Annotated in this window: 10 protein-coding genes and 1 riboswitch; of the genes, 6 read left to right on the forward strand and 4 right to left on the reverse strand. The window is 31.1% G+C overall.

All coding sequences use genetic code 11. The features are described 5' to 3' along the window. Positions 1-806, reverse strand: an 806-nt coding sequence (locus AACQ14_RS11115; protein ID WP_339363663.1) for an AraC family transcriptional regulator, incomplete at its 3' end; no start/stop codon positions are given. Positions 807-990: 184 nt separating this feature from the next. On the opposite strand from AACQ14_RS11115, the gene AACQ14_RS11120 reads away from it, so the two are divergent. Together AACQ14_RS11120 and AACQ14_RS11125 are read left to right on the forward strand one after the other, a co-directional pair. After that, the gene (locus AACQ14_RS11120; protein ID WP_339363664.1) at positions 991-3,198 is read left to right on the forward strand and encodes a glycoside hydrolase family 2 protein; all 2,208 of its coding nucleotides are present in this window, start codon (positions 991-993) and stop codon (positions 3,196-3,198) included. Positions 3,199-3,575: 377 nt separating this feature from the next. After that, positions 3,576-4,937, forward strand: coding sequence for a M23 family metallopeptidase (locus AACQ14_RS11125; protein WP_339363665.1), 1,362 nt, complete (start codon positions 3,576-3,578; stop codon positions 4,935-4,937). A gap of 162 nt (positions 4,938-5,099) precedes the next feature. Here AACQ14_RS11125 and AACQ14_RS11130 read toward each other — a convergent pair whose 3' ends face one another. The 3 genes from AACQ14_RS11130 to AACQ14_RS11140 form a co-directional block, all read right to left on the reverse strand. Then, positions 5,100-5,804: an LrgB family protein gene (locus tag AACQ14_RS11130; protein ID WP_339363666.1), complete on the reverse strand. Its 705-nt coding sequence runs from the start codon at positions 5,802-5,804 to the stop codon at positions 5,100-5,102. Then, on the reverse strand, positions 5,801-6,151 hold the full coding sequence (locus AACQ14_RS11135; RefSeq protein ID WP_339363667.1) for a CidA/LrgA family protein: 351 nt from the start codon (positions 6,149-6,151) through the stop codon (positions 5,801-5,803). The genes AACQ14_RS11130 and AACQ14_RS11135 overlap by 4 nt, the downstream gene beginning before the upstream one ends. Positions 6,152-6,238: 87 nt before the next feature. Then, on the reverse strand, positions 6,239-6,943 hold the full coding sequence (locus tag AACQ14_RS11140) for a FadR/GntR family transcriptional regulator (RefSeq protein WP_339363668.1): 705 nt from the start codon (positions 6,941-6,943) through the stop codon (positions 6,239-6,241). 254 nt (positions 6,944-7,197) lie between these two features. Here AACQ14_RS11140 and AACQ14_RS11145 point away from each other — a divergent pair, with 254 nt between their 5' ends. The 4 genes from AACQ14_RS11145 (at position 7,198) to AACQ14_RS11160 (ending at position 18,039) form a co-directional block, all read left to right on the forward strand. Then, a complete protein-coding gene (locus AACQ14_RS11145; RefSeq protein ID WP_339363669.1) occupies positions 7,198-7,416 on the forward strand; it encodes a hypothetical protein in 219 nt (72 codons plus the stop codon). A 175-nt stretch (positions 7,417-7,591) separates the two neighbouring features. Continuing rightward, positions 7,592-7,740, forward strand: a riboswitch (cobalamin riboswitch). 165 nt (positions 7,741-7,905) lie between these two features. After that, positions 7,906-10,263, forward strand: coding sequence for a hypothetical protein (locus AACQ14_RS11150; RefSeq protein ID WP_339363670.1), 2,358 nt, complete (start codon positions 7,906-7,908; stop codon positions 10,261-10,263). Positions 10,264-10,340: 77 nt separating this feature from the next. After that, on the forward strand, positions 10,341-16,286 hold the full coding sequence (locus AACQ14_RS11155) for an S-layer homology domain-containing protein (protein WP_339363671.1): 5,946 nt from the start codon (positions 10,341-10,343) through the stop codon (positions 16,284-16,286). 97 nt (positions 16,287-16,383) lie between these two features. Next, complete coding sequence (locus AACQ14_RS11160; protein ID WP_339363672.1) at positions 16,384-18,039, forward strand: S-layer homology domain-containing protein; 1,656 nt, start codon at positions 16,384-16,386, stop codon at positions 18,037-18,039. Positions 18,040-18,045 lie beyond the last annotated feature (6 nt).

Raw genomic sequence — 18,045 nt, forward strand, 5'->3', positions numbered from 1 at the left:
CCCTTATAATGTTTTCTAAATGCACCTGGTGTAATTTTTTCTATTCTTTTAAACCACTTACCATAATAACTTGCATCTTCAAAACCTACTTGTTTACCTATTTTACTGATATTAAAGCTAGTATTTAGCATTAATTCTTTGCTCTTTTGTATCCTGACCTCATTAATATATTCAAATGGTCTTTTTTTAGTGCTTTCAATAAATAGCCTGCATAGGTACTGAGGTGTCACGTCAATAAGTGCTGCCAAGGTATCTATAGTAAGGGTTTTAAAATAATTTTCATTAATATAGTTAATAACAACAGCCATTTTTGATAATTGAAAAGGGTAAGATTTATGGATAATGTAATCTGGTAATGACATTATAAAATCATAGCTCATTACAGACAACTGATTATGGTTATTATAAGAATTACCAGTCTCAATACAGTTAATAATTTTTTGTCGTATTATATCTATTTCTTTTATATAATAATAGTTGGATTTATAGAATCCCAAAGTATTCAGTAGTTGTTTCACAGCAAATCCATCAAAAGTAATCCAATCAGTAAGCCATGTTTCTGATAAAGGACGATAATGATGAGGTTCGTCTTTATATATAACCATACCCATATCTTTTTCTAAGATAATACTATCATTACCAATTGTTACTTCACCTTTCCCCTCATAACATTGAATCCAATGATATGAAGAAAAACCATATCTACGATCAATGCTTTCTTGATAGAATTCACAACCTGCTGATGTTAAGTAAATAGGTAGTTTAGCATCTTTATCCAATATCACTGGAAAGAATGTCTGCTGCATAAGATTCACCTCTTCATAATATAATAAAATAGTTTCATATAATTATATATACCATAATATTATTAGATATACAAGGGAATATATCTTTGATATATTATTAATATAGTTATATCTTTGTATCTTGTAGATATAAGAAAATAATAAAATGAACTAAAAATATAATATTATGCAAGGAGGAGATAATATGCATAAAAATCTAACTTTTAATAATGACTGGTTATATACTGAAAGGTTCGAAGAAGAATTCATTGAAAAGAATTATAATGATTCTTCTTTCGAAAATGTAATGTTACCACATGCTAATAAGACCATACCATATAATTATTTTGATGAGAGGGATTACCAATTTGTTTCATGCTATAGAAAACATTTCTCCATTGAAGATAAATACAGTAAAAATGGATTGTTTATTGATTTTGAAGGTGTAATGACTTATGCAAAATGTTTTGTCAACGGAGAATATGTAGGGGAGCATAAAGGTGGATATACTCCTTTTTCAATAGACATTACAGATAAAGTATTATTTAATGAAGATAACGTATTGACTGTAATGGTAGATTCTACTGAAAGAAATGATATACCTCCTTTTGGACATACTATAGATTATCTATGCTATGGGGGAATATATCGAGAAGTTTCTTTAAGAATAGTTGATGATATACATATTAGTCATTCATTCATTCGTACTGAAGATGTTTTGAGTGATAATAAGATAGTGGAGACAGATGTTTTTATTAGTAGTAACATATCAGCTAATATAATAGTAGAATTAAAATTGCTGGACGAAGAAAATAATGTTTGCGGGACTATAGAAAATAATATGGAAGTTAGTAAAGGTAATACTGTGAAAACAATATCCCTCAATGATTTAACTAATATAAAGTTATGGGATATAGATAATCCTAATCTATATAATGTGTTGATCTCATTAAAGAAAGATAATGAAGTCATAGATACACGTGAAGAAAGAATAGGTTTTAGAATAGTAGAGTTTACAGAGAATGGATTCTATCTCAATAAAAAACATCTTAATTTAGTTGGGCTTAACCGTCATCAAGCATTTCCTTATGTAGGTTATGCTATGCCAAAAAGAGCACAAGAAAAAGATGCAGAGATACTAAAAGACTTAGGTCTTAATATTGTTAGAACTTCACACTATCCACAATCAAGACACTTCTTGAATCGTTGTGATGAGATTGGATTATTGGTTCTTGAAGAAATTCCAGGATGGCAGCATATTGGAGATGAAGTTTGGAAAGAGGTTGCTTGTGAGAATGTAAGAGAGATGATTACAAGAGATTATAACCATCCTTCCATTATTATATGGGGGGTTAGAATTAATGAATCCAAGGATGACCATGATTTCTATGTGAAAACTAATGAAATAGCCCATAATCTAGATACTACGAGGCAAACAGGCGGGATAAGATGTATATCTGATAGTGAACTGTTGGAAGATGTTTATACTATGAATGATTTTGATATACATCAGAGACGTCAGCAAAGTATCACTGGTCTAGATTATTTGGTTCCTTATATGGTTACTGAGAAAGTAGGACATATTTATCCTACTAAAAGATTTGATAAAGAAGAAAGACTTATAAACCATGCTAACAGACATCTTAATGCTCATAATGAAACTTTTCTAGATAGTACTATCAGTGGCTTGATATGCTGGTGTGCATTCGATTATAATACCCATTATGATTTTGGTTCAGGTGATAGGATATGTTATCATGGTGTAATGGATATGTTTCGCATACCTAAATTGGCTGCTGCTACATATCGTTCACAAAAAGATCCAAAAGTAGAGCCAGTACTTGAGCCTGCAACTATTTGGGCAAATGGTGAAAGAGATGAAGGGGGAATATCTCCAATAATTGTATATACTAATTGTGAGAAAGTAGAAATGTATATAGAAGATAAATATATTGATTGTTATCTACCTGATAAAGAGAATTATAGGGGGTTAGTTCATCCACCAGTAATAATAGATGCTAATGTAAGTACATGGGGTAGTTCTTGGGGTGATGTAAGATTTGTTGGATATGTGGATAATAAGGAAGTAACCCAAAAACAGTTTTGTAAAAATCCTATTGCTACAGAATTAATAGGTATAGCAGATGATAAAACCTTGAACAGTGGTGATTGGGATACTACTAGGATTGTTTATAAATGTGTTGATCAAAAAGGAAATATATTACCTTTTATTAACGAATTTATTGAGCTTGATATTGAAGGTCCAGCTAAGATAATAGGACCAGATAAAGTAAGTTTGATAGGTGGATGTATAGGTATGTGGATTAAGACAACAGGAGAAAAAGGAGAAATTATTATCAAGGCTAAATCTTTGCGTTTTAGTGCAAATGATATCAAAATAATAGTGGAATAGAGAATATATAATATTTTTTGTAAAAGATAAACCTACTTTAGCGAATAAAAAAACTAATCTAGGTTTATTTTTTTATGGTTTTTTAAAATATTACAAAAAAATTACAAATAAATGTTACAAAAGTTTGACGTACAGAATAATAAATGTTATAATTACGTAATATATGAACAGAGACTCATACGAATGTTGAACTGGAAAAAATATCGTAAAAATATGACGTTTTTGTAGAGAATAGTAAAGAGGGTGTTGAATGGGAACAGAGAAGATGATAAAACAAACAATAGTAAAAGATAATATTTAATAATTAAAGATAATAATGAAATAATTATAATAAATTAGAAATTGATTCAAACGAATTTACATACGGAGGATAAAACATGAGCCCCATAAATATGAAAACTGTTGGAAAAAATACGATTGTATTAATTGTTATGTTTTTTTCATTGATATTTGCTACAGTGTTCATACAAGCAAATATGAATGATCAATCTCAAATGGTTTATAAAGTTACTTATAAAAATAGTGAAATAGGATTTGTTAAAGATACAGAAAATTTAGGTCAGATAATGAAAGATGTAACAATTCGTTTACAAAATGAATTAGGAACAGTAATCTTAGTAGATGATTTAGTTAGTACTTTTCCAGTTAAGAAACTAAAACAAGTTCTTATGACAGATGAAGAGTTAGCAAATGGGTTATTTACTACATTATTATATAACAAGAATGATTTTTTTGTAAAAGCAAATGTATTATCAATTGATGAACAAACCAAGATTGTTGTAAAAGATGAACAAACAGCTGAATCTGTTTTGGAAGATGTTAAAAGTGGTTATATATCACAAGACCATCAAGGAAGTGTTGAAGATGTAGCATTTGTAGAATCAGTACAGGAAGATACACTTTATGTTAGCCAAGAAAGTATTGTTCAAAAAGATGAAGCAGTTAGTAAACTAAAATCAAGTAAAGAAGAAAAAGTTACATATACAATAAAATCTGGAGATACATTATCAGAGATAGCAAATGGTAATGGAATGGGATTATCAGAATTATTGAAGATAAACCCACAGTTCAAACAAGATAGTGTAATCCAAATTGGACAAGAAGTTAACTTAATGGTACCAAAACCATTATTATCAGTAAAAGTAAAAGAGCAACTTACATATGAAGAAAGTATAGCATGTCCTGTTGAATATCAAAAAGACAGTAGCAAATATAAGACATACAAGAAAACAATTCAACAAGGAGAGCCAGGAATAAAACAATTAACAACCAATGTTACTTGCATTAATGGTTTAGAATCAGAAAGAGAAATTGTTTCTGAGAAAGTTATAAAAGAACCAACTAAAACAATTATTGTTGTTGGAACAAGAACTCTACCAACTTTTTCAAGACCAGTTTACGGTAGAATTACATCTCCCTTTGGGAGAAGATGGGGATCATTCCACACAGGAATTGATATAGGTGTTCCTAGAGGAACTAAAGTAAAAGCTTCAGAATCAGGAACAGTAATTTTTTCTGGATGGAGTGGAGGATATGGCTATTTAATTAAGATAGACCATGGAGAAGGATATGTAACTTATTATGCACATAATAGTAAGTTGTATGTTAAAAAAGGACAAAAGGTTACAAAAGGTCAATCTATCGCTGCTTCAGGTAGTACAGGAAATAGTACAGGACCACACGTACACTTTGAAGTTCGTAAAAATGGAGTTCCACAGAATCCTTCAAATTATTTATAGTTAAGTGGATTATACATATAATAAAATAAAGAGATATAATAAACCGAGTAAAGTTAGTATTTTACTCGGTTTTTAATATTATATGGTAATTAACATTATAAGTGTTTTGAATACATAACAAAACACATGATTATTGAAGAAATCATGTGTTTACTATAAGTATTACATAAATAATTCTAGTATCTTAACAAATAGTGAGCTGAATAGAACTGTAATTATTCCTGCTAATCCTATAGATAATCCGCTCATTGCACCTTGTATTTCGCCCATTTCCATAGCTTTTGAAGTCCCAACTGCATGGGAAGATGTACCGATAGCAATACCGATTGCTACTTCATCATTTATTTTGAAAAATTTCATCACAACTGGGGCAATTATCGCACCTATAATTCCTGTTAAAACAATTGCAACTACTGTTATTGCTGGAATTCCACCAATAGTATTGGATACTTCTATACCAATAGGAGTGGTTATAGATTTTGGAATAAGTGTATAAAACAATTGATCTTCATAAGCAAATACTTTGCATAACACAAATACACTGGTTATGGTTGTCAATACACCCACAATAATCCCAATTAGAATGGGTTTTGTATTCTCTTTAAACAAATGGAATTGTTTATACAAAGGAACAGCCAAAATCACTGTTGCAGGTCCTAATAAATATGATATCATATCTCCACCTTTTTCATATGATTCTAAAGGTATACCAAATATCAATAGTACACCAATAATCAAACCAATACTAATTAAAAGTGGATGCATAAGAGCTAATTTGGTCTTTTTATTTATGTATAAACCAATTTCAAACATAACAATTGAAATGAATATACCAAAGCTAGGATTATTAAAAAAATCTTCCATCATTTTCTGCCTCTTTTCATGACTTTTTGAACAGTTAAACCAGTGACACTCATTACTATGATAGTAGTAAGGATTACAATGAATAAAAAGCTTATCCATATATTACTTAATGTATCAAGTGATGATATTAACGCTACACCAGGTGGAATAAAGAAAAATGCTAAATGACTTAGTAGAAAATCACTTACCTCTTTAATTGTTTCAACCTTGATAATATTAAGACTTAGTAATACAAATAAAATCAGCATACCTAGAATATTACCGGGAACAGGTATATGACAAAGCTTATTAAGTATCTCACCAATTAAAAAAATTCCTATTATAATGCCAAATTGTCTAAGTAACTTCATAGTCTTCCTTCTTTCAGTATTTATATAATGGTGGTATAATGGTCATACCAATATTAAAAAATATAATATCACGATATTACATATTAATCAAGAGCTCTTAGGTGTTTTATTTACAAATGCCAAATGTTCTCTCATAGCATTTTGAGCTTCTTCGGGATTATGAGATTTAATTGAATTATATATATTCTCATGTTGCTTAACAAGTAAATCTTTTTGTTCTGGATTTTTCAATATCATTTCTCTTGCATCAATTATAGATGCTTCCATTAAGTATTGTACAGAAAGCAATATATTTATAATTAAACTATTGTCTGCTATTTCTGATATCTTATAGTGAAACTCTTTATCAATTTTGGCACATAGATCCTCATTATCAGTTGTGCTAAGTTTAGTAATTAATATTTGTAATTCTTGAATATCTTTTTCTGTAGCTTTCTTAGCAGCTAAAAAAGCGGTTTCTAATTCTAATAATCTTCTAAGTTCAAGTATTTCTTTTGTATTACCTTTACTTAACATAAATTTAACTGATAATGGTTCAAGAAGAGTAATAGAGGCGTTTGCGCTAATAAAATTACCTTCACCTTGTCTACTTTCAACTAAACCAATAACTTCTAAAGCTCTTATGGCTTCTCTTACTGAAGTTCTACTAACACCTAACAGTTCAGTTAATTCTCTTTCAGCAGGTAGACGATCACCTTCTTTTAGCGTACCATCTAAAATCATCTTTTGGATCTGTTCAATAACATATTCATATATCTTCTTATTTTTTACTGGAGAAAAAATATTAATCACCTCTAAATATAATATTTATCCTGAATGGATATTAAATAATATTTTATTATATTCAATTTAATATGTAAAGTAATTAAAGAAAATATTAAGAATGAATAGAATGTAAAAATATTTAACCTATAAGGAAAACAATCCATAGAAAACATGCTCATAATTTTATAAAATTATTAAATAGATAGGATTAAGATAATCTTATTAAAAGATATTACAAAAATATGAGGAGGAAGTTTTTATGCAATAATCAGCAATTATTGATGCTAACTATACTGAAAGAGATGCTTGCTTTAAATGATAATGTCATTGTTAGTAATGCAAATGATTTTTATGAATTTTTTGTTGAGGAATGTAAATTCGAAAGTGAAAAAGCAGGTATGTACATAAGATATTATGTAATTCCACAGTACGGAGAAGATTTTATAGAACAGATAAAATTTTTAATAGTTAAAATATATCATAATAACTATTTACATTAATCAAACAAAATGTTACAATGTAGCTGTCGAGAAACAGAAAATACTAATTTGCTTTTTCTTGGACCTAATAGTATATGTATCGAGTGTACTACTGTAGGTATTTACAAAAAAATTTAATAAAGGCAGTTTGAGAGGAAGGTCACAATAATTAGTTGTGAGTGAATATTATATATTCTTCGGTGAAAATCCGACACTGTCTCAGCAACCGTAATGCCAACGAAAGGACAATATACCACTGAGAATTTCATTTTACTTGTGAAATAATCGGGAAGGTGTTTTAGTAGGAAAACCACAGTGTAAGTGGCAAATGGCTAAGTCGGGATATTCTCACTCTGTTTGTTAAAATGTAATGCAAATCCCTGAGGTTGGAAGGCATAAATAGGTGGAATCTTTATGTTCTAAACCAAGTATGTCAGGGCGCTCGTAGGAGTGTCCTTTTTAGTGCACGGAACATATGACTAAGTAAGCAAAATTCGAGGAGGAAAGAAAATGATTTTATCAAGAAGCAAAAGAAAAAGTTGTGCAATCTTACTTGCAGTGGCAATGATCCTTACAATGATGCCTCTTACTGCAAAAGCAGCAGCACCTACAAATGTAGAAGTTTATTTATCTGGTGCGGCAAATCCAAATCCTACAGTAACTACACAAGATGGTGACACAGTAGAAAGTATATATACTCGTATTACAGGTCAAAGCTATCCATGGACAGTATTATATGAAATTAACGGAAAAATGGGAGATGTAGCACCTGGTAGTTGTATCGTTCCAGATAATGCATATATACAATATTACACAATAGATAACTATCAAACGGATGTACTAGCTACAATTAGTGATTATAGTTTAATAATTGTAGATGGTAAAATTAAAGTTCTAGATGGTAAAGAATATACTTGGAAAGGTTTAGAAAAAAGTATTAACATGTCTGTACCATTTGTTAGAGATGCAAATGTAGCAGTTAATCCTAAAAACTCAAGTACTCCATTAACAACTCCAGTCAAGCTATCAGATTATGCTGGTATTGAAATGAAAAGTACTGGCGGTATTAGTACTTATATGCCTATAGAAGTTGTAGCTAATTATGATGCTTATACAACACAGCTAAACGAAGGATTAGAAAAAGTTATAGCTATTGCTGATTCCTTTGGTATTAATACAAGTAATGCAGTAAATGCATTAAATGGTTCAGATAATGCTGTGAAAGCTACCGAAAAAGTAGCTTTGGGAGAAATTATCATTGATGCTTCTATTAATAATGATATACTTCTTAGCAAAGTAACTTTTAATGAAAGTGTAGCAGTATCTGTTCCTTTTGATCCCTATGTACCAAGCTATACTTTGATATCTACTACAGGTAGTGACATTATTCCAGCTACTTTCACTATAGAACCTGTTGCTATGGCAAGTGATGCAACAATATCTTATAGTACTACTGACTCGGATATTTCATTTGCAGGTAATGTAATTTCTGCAAGTACAGCAGGAAACCATAGTTTCTCAATCAAAGTTGCAAAAAATGGTGCAGAGAGAACATATGATTTTGTCTTCACTTGTGATGCTCCTATAGTTGCAGGAGATCCATCTGTTTACGCATTTTTACCTGCTCCTGGTCAGTTTACTAATGAAGGTATAACTGTTGGTGGATGGGGAGACATCTATCTTTCAGGTACAGATGGTATTAAACTATTAGCAGATAATGTTGCATCTACAGGTGTATCACTAGGATTTTTTGGTGGATACACAGTATTTGATATGAAAAATATTGATAACGACCCTAATAATAAATATGGTGTGGATTTTATAGTATATGGTAATGCTTTCTGGAATAATTCTGAACCAGGTTGTATTCAAGTAGCTCAGGCTGATAGTGAAGGAAATCCTGATACTTGGTATGATATAGCAGGTTCTTTATATTATGAAAACAGTACAAAAAAGAACTTTAGTTTAACTTATGAAAATCCTAATCCTAATGATAATATAACACATACAACAGCAGGTAATAATCTTGGAACATTGGATTCTGTTAATTATACTGGTAGTGAAACTGGTACAATTACAAAAAATACTTTCCATAATCACAGCTGGTTCCCACTTAATTGTAACTACTTTACCGGAAGAAACGGAAACCTTGCTTTAGATAAGACAAACCAATTGTCATTTGCAGACTATAATGATTCACAAAATAAGTTAACAATAACAGGTACAATGCTTGGTGGCATTACAGCTACTACAACAACTGGTTTTGGCTTCGGTTATTGTGATGTTCACCCTAATAGTAGTGGAGATAAATCAATAGCATATAATCCTTATGGAGTAGCTTCACTTAGTTCAAGTTCAGATTATAATACTTATATAGATGGCACAGGCGGTGGAGACCCTATTGATATTAGTTGGGCAGTAGATGTAAACGGAAACCCTGTTAATCTAGACAATATTCGTTTTGTACGTATCTATACTGGTGCTGCAGCTATGAATGGTATATTCGGTGAAATCTCTACTGAGGTTTGTGGTATTAAGAAAGCTACTAGTACAGGTGGAACAGTTCCTACTACTAGACCAAGTATTGAGATTGATGGTATGACATTTAGTGATTTAGAAGGAATGGGTATTACAGTATCTTCAACTTCTATATCTCAAAATCAAGAAATAGTAACTATATCTGGATTAGCTGAAAATTATACTGATTCATTTACAATTGGAGCTTCTGGATATGATATTTTTAATATTAATAATAGCACATCTAATACGTATGATTTAACATTGAATACAAGCGGAGAAACTCTTCTTCGTATAATTGCACAAACTTCAAATCAATCTCCATATATTGTGCTTTTGAAACTCTCTTAATAGCTAATGAAGGTAGAGTTGCTGATTTTTTAGTAACTCTGCCTTGCTTACTAAATAAATAGATAGAAGGTGATAGTATGTATTTTAAAAAGCGTCTATTTAGTTTTTTTATAACTATTGCTATAATAATAGGAAGTTTATCAACAGTTATTTATGCAGAACCTAATGATATTTCAGTATGGTTTTATTGTGAGAATCCACAAACGGTGACTTGCGATGATAAAAATTTTTTTGTGGATGATAGAAATATTGTTGTTCCTATGCAGAAGATTACAATAACCAATTCAGATATTTTACGTATTAATTCACTAATTAAAGAACATATTGATTATGACAAATCATTAAGTAATACTTATACAGTTGCTCATGTTTTTATAAAAGCTCTTGAGAATAAAGGTATTATTGAGTGGTGGAATTATGTTACATGGGAGAAAGATGGAAGTATTAGTGCAATAGATGGAGAACAATCAATAGGGATTTATTCTAGGAAACTAAAAGAAAGAAAATATTATGGCATGAGTCCATTAATTTGTTTAATAGGTGATTCTGCTGTAAGTTCAACTGATTTTATTAATACAGTAATACAAGATAATCAAGTAATACGAATATCAAAATTTATTCGTGGTGCGACTTCAACTAAATTATCCAATGAGAGTAATACTTTGAATTCAAAAGCAAGCCAAATAACTATGACTAGATTTTTGGACAATAATATTTCGTATGAAATAAATAATAGTTCTAATATACAAATATCAACTATAGTAAATATGTATAGATGTACTACTGATCAAGCGAACTTGGGTAAAATATATGGTCAAAGATTTGGTGATTATTCTTCAGTTGATATATATAGATTAGATAATGGAAAGTTGATAAAGATATTATCAGAATTTCCTTTTACTCCCACTTTTACTGATATAGATAGTGGTACTGGAAAACTTGTTCTGACACCTACAGATAGTATCAAACCCGGTACTTATCATGTGAGAGTAGTACATAAACCCGCTAATGTAGGAATATACGCTTCGCTATGTCCTGTTGACTACCTAGTAATCAATGTTAACTCTACAGGTAGTGGAACAACTGATAAAACAATTCTTCAAAATACTATAAATAACGCTCCAACCACTGGCTATTACACTAGCGAAGACCGCTTTAACGGTACAGATTATATAGGTAAACAAAATAGTTTATGGTCAATATACCAAACTGTTTTAAATAATGCAAAATCAATAGTCAGTAATAATGGTTCTACACAAGTTGATATAGATACAGCAACTACTAATCTTCAATCTGCAATTAATAACCTAATTCCAATTACTAATGTTAACCCAACACTACTATATGAAACTGTAAATGATGCAGAAAATACATATAAAGATTCATCCATATATACAGCCAAGTCATGGTCAGCATATCAAAGCGCATTGAATAATGCTAAAACAGTACTTACTTCTCTTTACATTCAAGATGGTGAAGATAAAGGTAAGCCAACTGACATTAATAAAAACGTTTATCAACCTGAAGTTGATACCCATACTGAAGAAATAAACAAAGCAATTACAGGATTACAAAAATTAATAAATGCTGATGACCCTTCGGGTAGCGATTTAATTGATGCTGGGGAAAAATATGAGAACCTAAAAGCTTTAATAAATCAATTTAATCCAGAGGAACTTATAGAATCTGATTATACTTCAGACAGCTTTGCATTATTTATCCAACAAAGAAATATCGCAAAAGAATGGTTAGACAACAATGATAAGCCTAATGGTACAACAGGAATACCTGTGTACAAAAAAATAAAAGAAGTTTACAATAATTATTGGAAATCATGCTATGGTTTGACATCAACAAAAGAAAAAATAAATGTATCTCTTAAGGTAATAGATACATCAGCTGCTAGAAAAAAAGAAGCTTTTGATACGAAATCAGGTATCTATAATTTAACACTCTCTAGTGGCACATCTCTAGAGGATGTTTTTAATCAGATTAATGGTATTAATATACATGGGGACTATGGAATTTTTATTAATGGAATTATGCTTGATGCTCCAAGTCATGATTTAACTGCACTATTTACTTTGAATCTTGGTAATTCTATAGGTACATCTCATTATCCATTAAGTAGTATAAAAGTACAGGATAAGGATAGAATTGTTGTAGCATATTTAGACGCACCAAGGCATGGTTCTTCAAGTGGTGCTAATCTAGAAGGATACGAATCATATAAAGTCCTTCCATATGTTAGACTTTCAAAAATCACTAATGGAGATATGATTGATAATGTAGTAGAGACAAGAGCGGGACAAGCTGTTTCATTTACTGCTAATTCAGCTGCTGCTAACCTTAGTGATTATACAGGAAAAGATGAGCCTTTTGCAGGAGCTACGGTTTTTGTAAGTTCTGCTGTAGAAGAAAAAAATAAAGTAACTACTGCAAATCAGGAAACTACTGCTATTACAGATGATAATGGTAACTGTAACTACACTTTTTACGAGGAAGGTTGGCATTCATTAAGTGTTCATCATAAGGAATCAAATAATTTTGACAGCAAAAAGGTTACAGGAGTTATAGCTGGAGATACTATATTTGTACATGTAAACCCAGCTACTGAAAATGAAACTAAGATAATTAAAGATAAAATGCTCACTGAACTAGAAAAAGCATATTATTCATATAGACAAACTAACTATGACTCTAATAAATGGAAGGAACTTTCTAGATTTTATGAAGATGGTAACACTAAAATTACTAATTCAGTAACATCATACGAAGCAAAAACAGCATTTGATACAGCTGTTAATGGTATGAAAAGCATAGAATCTATAGACCATAAAACAGTTATAACACCTATACGAGAAGTATTAAAATATCTGCCATCTATAGATGAAATAGACCAAAACAGGCTCTGCCAATCAGATATACCTAAATTAGAAGAATTAATTTCTAAATACAATGTTTTGACAGAATATCAGAAGAAGTTATTTACATTTTTAGAGGATAGACATATTAAATCCTTGTTAAAAGCATACGCAGATTCTGATAATGGAAATAATTTACCAGAATCAGAAGAGTATAATCTTACTATAATTGATGAAACTAATAAGTTTAATCAATCTAATGAGCATTTATACTGTGTTGTAGATGGTAATATTGTAAGTTCGGCAAAACCAGAAAAATTTACTGGACAAGTTACGGCTAATACTAAAGTAGGTCTACGATATAAGGGAAGAAACGGCGTAGGAGATACATGTGTAGTAGAAAGTTTTTCTGATGATATAAGCATTTATAAAATGCATGATGACTGTAAAAGTATTCTTAGAGAATTTTTAATGCCTCATCACGACGTAACTATAATTGTAAGGTCAATAGGTGATGATGAACCTCCAATTGATGATGAAACAAAGCTTAATAATGCCAAAGATGCTGCTAGAAATGCTGTAATAGCGGCTTATTCAAATTATCACAGTGAGGACTATTTGGAAGATGATTTCATTAGACTTACTCAGGCTAAAGAGAATGGGATAACATCAATTAATAATGCTGTTGATTTAGATATGATAGCAACTGCTCGTAGAGCAGCACTTGCGGCAATGGCTGCTATTCCAACAAAAGATGATGATTGGGGTGCTGAATTACCTGACTATGGAAATGTAATTGGAAAGGTAAAGATAATTGTAGAAAATGAGACCTTCCCTGGTGGGGATTTTAAAGGAACAATTATAAACGGTTGGTATAATCTATGTGAGAATGATACCATGATGACAATTATTCTAAAAGCATTAGCTGTTAATGGATATAACTGGGAAGGAACAGGTGGTAGTAATTATGGTATTACATACATTGCATCCATAAATAAAGACGATAAAACTTTAGGTGAGTTTTCAGGTGATAGAGGTTCAGGCTGGATGGGTACACTTAATGACTGGTTTGTCAATGAAGGTTTTCAGTCTTTTAGAGCCGGAGCTTCCAATAAAGATTATAGTCTGGAAAATGGGGATGAAATCAAAGTAATGTTTACCCAAAACCTTGGTAAAGATCTAGGAGGTACATGGGGAAATTCTGATACATCCTTAAAAACACTTACTATTAGTGGAGGACAGCTATCACCAACATTCAATAAAAATATTACAGAATATGGACTACTGATTGATGGTGATTCCAAAAATATAATGATTACACCAACAGCCTATAATAAAAATTACTTGGTAAAGACTTTTTTAAATCAGTATAATACAAGTTCGGCATATTACAAACGTACCGAAACCGTATCTGTAAAAAATGGTGATATCATTTATATAGGTATAGGTGAGAATTCATGGCCTTCCATGAACAAGCAAGGCGAAGAAGCAAGAGAGTATGATGCAACAAAATATACTCTAAGGGTATATAACAGTAAAGCAGATTATGTAGATAAGCTAATTGAAGGATTACCTTCAGAAAATAAAATAAAACTATCTAATTATAAGAGTTATGAGGAAGCAGTTAAGGCAGCTAGAAATAACTATAACAAATTGTCATCAAATGATAAAAAGAAAGTAGTTAATCTAAGTAAATTAATTGATGCAGAAAATAAGTTATTATTCTATGGAGAGATTGATAATGTTAAAATGCTTCTTAAAAAAATACCACTAGCGGGTAGAGTAAAATTAAGGCATAAATCAGAAGTGATGGCAGCTGCTACTGCATATAAGAAACTGTCATCAGAACAAAAATTGTACATAACTGTTGCAGATGTAGCCAACTATAATGCAGCTATTGAACGATTGAAAGAACTTGGCGCCTTTGATTCAGATAATGCATCACCTTCTGTAATAATGGGTAATACCGAAGAGCCAGAAGAAGATAAAAAGGAATTTATTAAATTAAAACCTAAGGTTAGTATTTCAGGTAATACGGCAACATTAACTATAACTGGCAGTCAAGCAAAAAATGCAATAGAGGACATTAAGAAGAATCAAGCTGGAGAATTGATTATTGAGTCAGTAATTAAAAAAGATGTAGATAAAGTAGTCGTTAAACTGTCAAAATCTATAATTAAGGATTTGGCTAAGAATACAGACGCTGGATTAACAGCTAAATCACATATTGCCGAAATAAATATCTCTAATAAAGCGTTAAGTTCAATAATAGAATCAAGTGGTTCTAATGTAAGTATAATAGTAGAGGAGACGGATAAAGAACAGTTATCTAGTAGAAATAAAGAATTAGTTGGTGATAAGCCTATATATAACTTATATATTAAAGTAGATAATAAAATAATCACTAAGTTTGTAGGTGATGTCACAGTATCTTTACCTTATATACCTAAGGAGGATGAAGATACTAATAAACTCTCAGTTTATTATATTACTGATAACAATAAGGTGGCTAAAATGACAGGAGCTTACTATGATGATGAAAGTGAAAGTATGATATTCAAGACAGATCATTTTTCCACATTTGCTATAGTTTATGATAAAGACAAGATAACTATTAAAGATGTATTTTCTACTGATTGGTATTATAATTCAGTATTATATGTAGTAGAACATGGGTTATTAGATGATATATCAAACAATATGTTCAGACCTAATGAAAATATGTCTCGTGGAACATTTGTAAATGTAATCTATAAAATGGCTGGCAATCTACAGGTAACAGGTGAAAACTTATTCAAAGATGTAAAAATTGGTTCAACCTACTATGATCCTGTGGTATGGGCGACTTATAGTAAAATCATAAATGGTTATTCAGATGAGTTTTTTGGAACAAATGATAATATAACTCGTGAGCAGATAGCGACTATGATGTATCGTTATGCAAAATTAAAAGATTATAAAACTACTTCAACTGGTGATATTTCATCTTATACTGATAGTCATATGATATCAGAGTGGGCAGTGCATTCAATGAAGTGGGCAGTTAGTAATAAAATTATTAGTGGTTCATCTAAGAATATGCTTATACCACAAGGCACAGCAACTAGAGGCGAGGTAGCTTCCATGCTTAAGAGATTCATGGAAAACATAGTAGAATAATCATAATAATAGTGTTTGGAATATGGGTGACAGCGTTAATTATACGTTGTCCCTCTATTTCACTTTGTAAATATGTGTATAAGGAGGAATAATAATTATGAAATTACTTAGAAAAGGTATAAGTGCTTTACTAATATTTACTATGTTGTTAAGCTTTAATTCTTATGTTTTCGCCACAAGTACAAGTGAACTTGATGCTGCTATTACAGATACGGGAAAATATATCTACAAAACAGTAAAATCACCACAAGTAGGTTCTATTGGTGGTGAATGGGCTGTATTAGGACTTGCAAGAAGTAGTTATGAAATACCAGATAAATACTATAAAAATTATTATAAGACTGTGGAAAATTATGTGAAAGGTTGTAAAGGAGTCTTACATAAGAAAAAATACACTGAATATTCAAGGCTCATTGTTGCCCTTACTTCTATAGGTAAGGACCCTTCAGATGTAGGAGGATATAATCTTCTAACAGCTCTTGGTGATTATGATAAAACTATATGGCAAGGAATGAACGGACCTATCTGGGCACTTATAGCTCTTGATAGTGGTAATTACCCGATGCCTCGAAATAAAGAAGCCAAGGTACAAGCAACAAGAGATATGTATATTAATAGAATTCTAGAATGTCAATTAGCTGATGGTGGCTGGTCGCTATTCGGTGGAACTACATCCCAAAGTATTGGTGACAGTGTTTCAGACCCCGATATAACAGGTATGGCACTTCAAGCACTTGCAAAATACCAGTACAAATCAGAGGTGAAAAGAGCATGTGAAGAGGCTCTTACGTGTATGTCAAAAATACAAAACAGCCAAGGAGGTTTTTCAAGCTGGGGTACAGCTAATTCCGAAAGTTGTGTTCAGATGTTGGTTGCTCTATGTGAGTTAGGAATTTCTGTAGACGATAAACGATTTGTAAAGAACGGCAATACAATGCTTGATAACCTTATGACTTTCTATAAAAAGGGTAATGGATTTCTCCATACTAAAAATGGAAGTGGTTCTAACCAAATGGCAACTGAACAAGGTTTTTATGGACTTATCGCAGTACAAAGAGCATTAAAAGGGAAAGAAAGTCTTTATCGTATGAGAAATAAACTTGATATAGGAGAAATAAGTAGTACAGCTAATAGTGTAGGACTTGAAGATAAACATAAGGATATAAAAAAACTTAAGATAACTAGGATGGGGAAGACTTTCATAGATATCAAAGGGCATGAGAACCAATCAGCTATAGAAGCACTTGCATCAAGAGAAATTATTAATGGAAAGACTAAAGATTTGTTTGAACCAGATGCAACCATGACACGAGGAGAATTTGCTTCAATCATTGTTAAAGCATTAGGGCTTAAACCAAAAGCAATAGATGAATTTATAGATGTAAAAAAAGATAAGTGGTATGCAGGTTACATAGGAACTGCTAATACATATGGCATAATTTCTGGAAAGTCATCTACAACCTATGCTCCAAATGCCATTATTACAAGAGAAGAAGCTGCTGTGGTAGTAACAAGAGCAGCAAAACTCTGTGGTATGGATACACAGTATAATACTATGGCAGCAAGAGATATCCTGTCTCAGTTTATTGACTATGTAAAAGTTAACAAATGGGCGAGACAATCATTAGCTTTTTGCTATGATAAAGAAATACTAGATTCTGCTGCAATGGAAATATTACCTAAAGAACCAATCAAACGTTGTGAAATAGCTAGGATGATATATAACATGTTATATAATGCTAGGCTCCTATAGGGAGGG

Source organism: Vallitalea maricola (assembly GCF_036985595.1).
Taxonomy (GTDB): Bacteria; Bacillota; Clostridia; order Lachnospirales; family Vallitaleaceae; genus Vallitalea; species Vallitalea maricola.

What these genes read in the sequence shown, in the direction of transcription:
- AACQ14_RS11120 (WP_339363664.1), top strand. Translation starts at nt 991, where the DNA reads ATGCATAAAAATCTAACTTTTAATAATGACTGGTTATATACTGAAAGG.
- AACQ14_RS11125 (WP_339363665.1), top strand. Translation starts at nt 3,576, where the DNA reads ATGAGCCCCATAAATATGAAAACTGTTGGAAAAAATACGATTGTATTA.
- AACQ14_RS11130 (WP_339363666.1), bottom strand. Translation starts at nt 5,804, where the DNA reads ATGATGGAAGATTTTTTTAATAATCCTAGCTTTGGTATATTCATTTCA.
- AACQ14_RS11135 (WP_339363667.1), bottom strand. Translation starts at nt 6,151, where the DNA reads ATGAAGTTACTTAGACAATTTGGCATTATAATAGGAATTTTTTTAATT.
- AACQ14_RS11145 (WP_339363669.1), top strand. Translation starts at nt 7,198, where the DNA reads ATGCTAACTATACTGAAAGAGATGCTTGCTTTAAATGATAATGTCATT.
- AACQ14_RS11150 (WP_339363670.1), top strand. Translation starts at nt 7,906, where the DNA reads ATGATTTTATCAAGAAGCAAAAGAAAAAGTTGTGCAATCTTACTTGCA.
- AACQ14_RS11155 (WP_339363671.1), top strand. Translation starts at nt 10,341, where the DNA reads ATGTATTTTAAAAAGCGTCTATTTAGTTTTTTTATAACTATTGCTATA.
- AACQ14_RS11160 (WP_339363672.1), top strand. Translation starts at nt 16,384, where the DNA reads ATGAAATTACTTAGAAAAGGTATAAGTGCTTTACTAATATTTACTATG.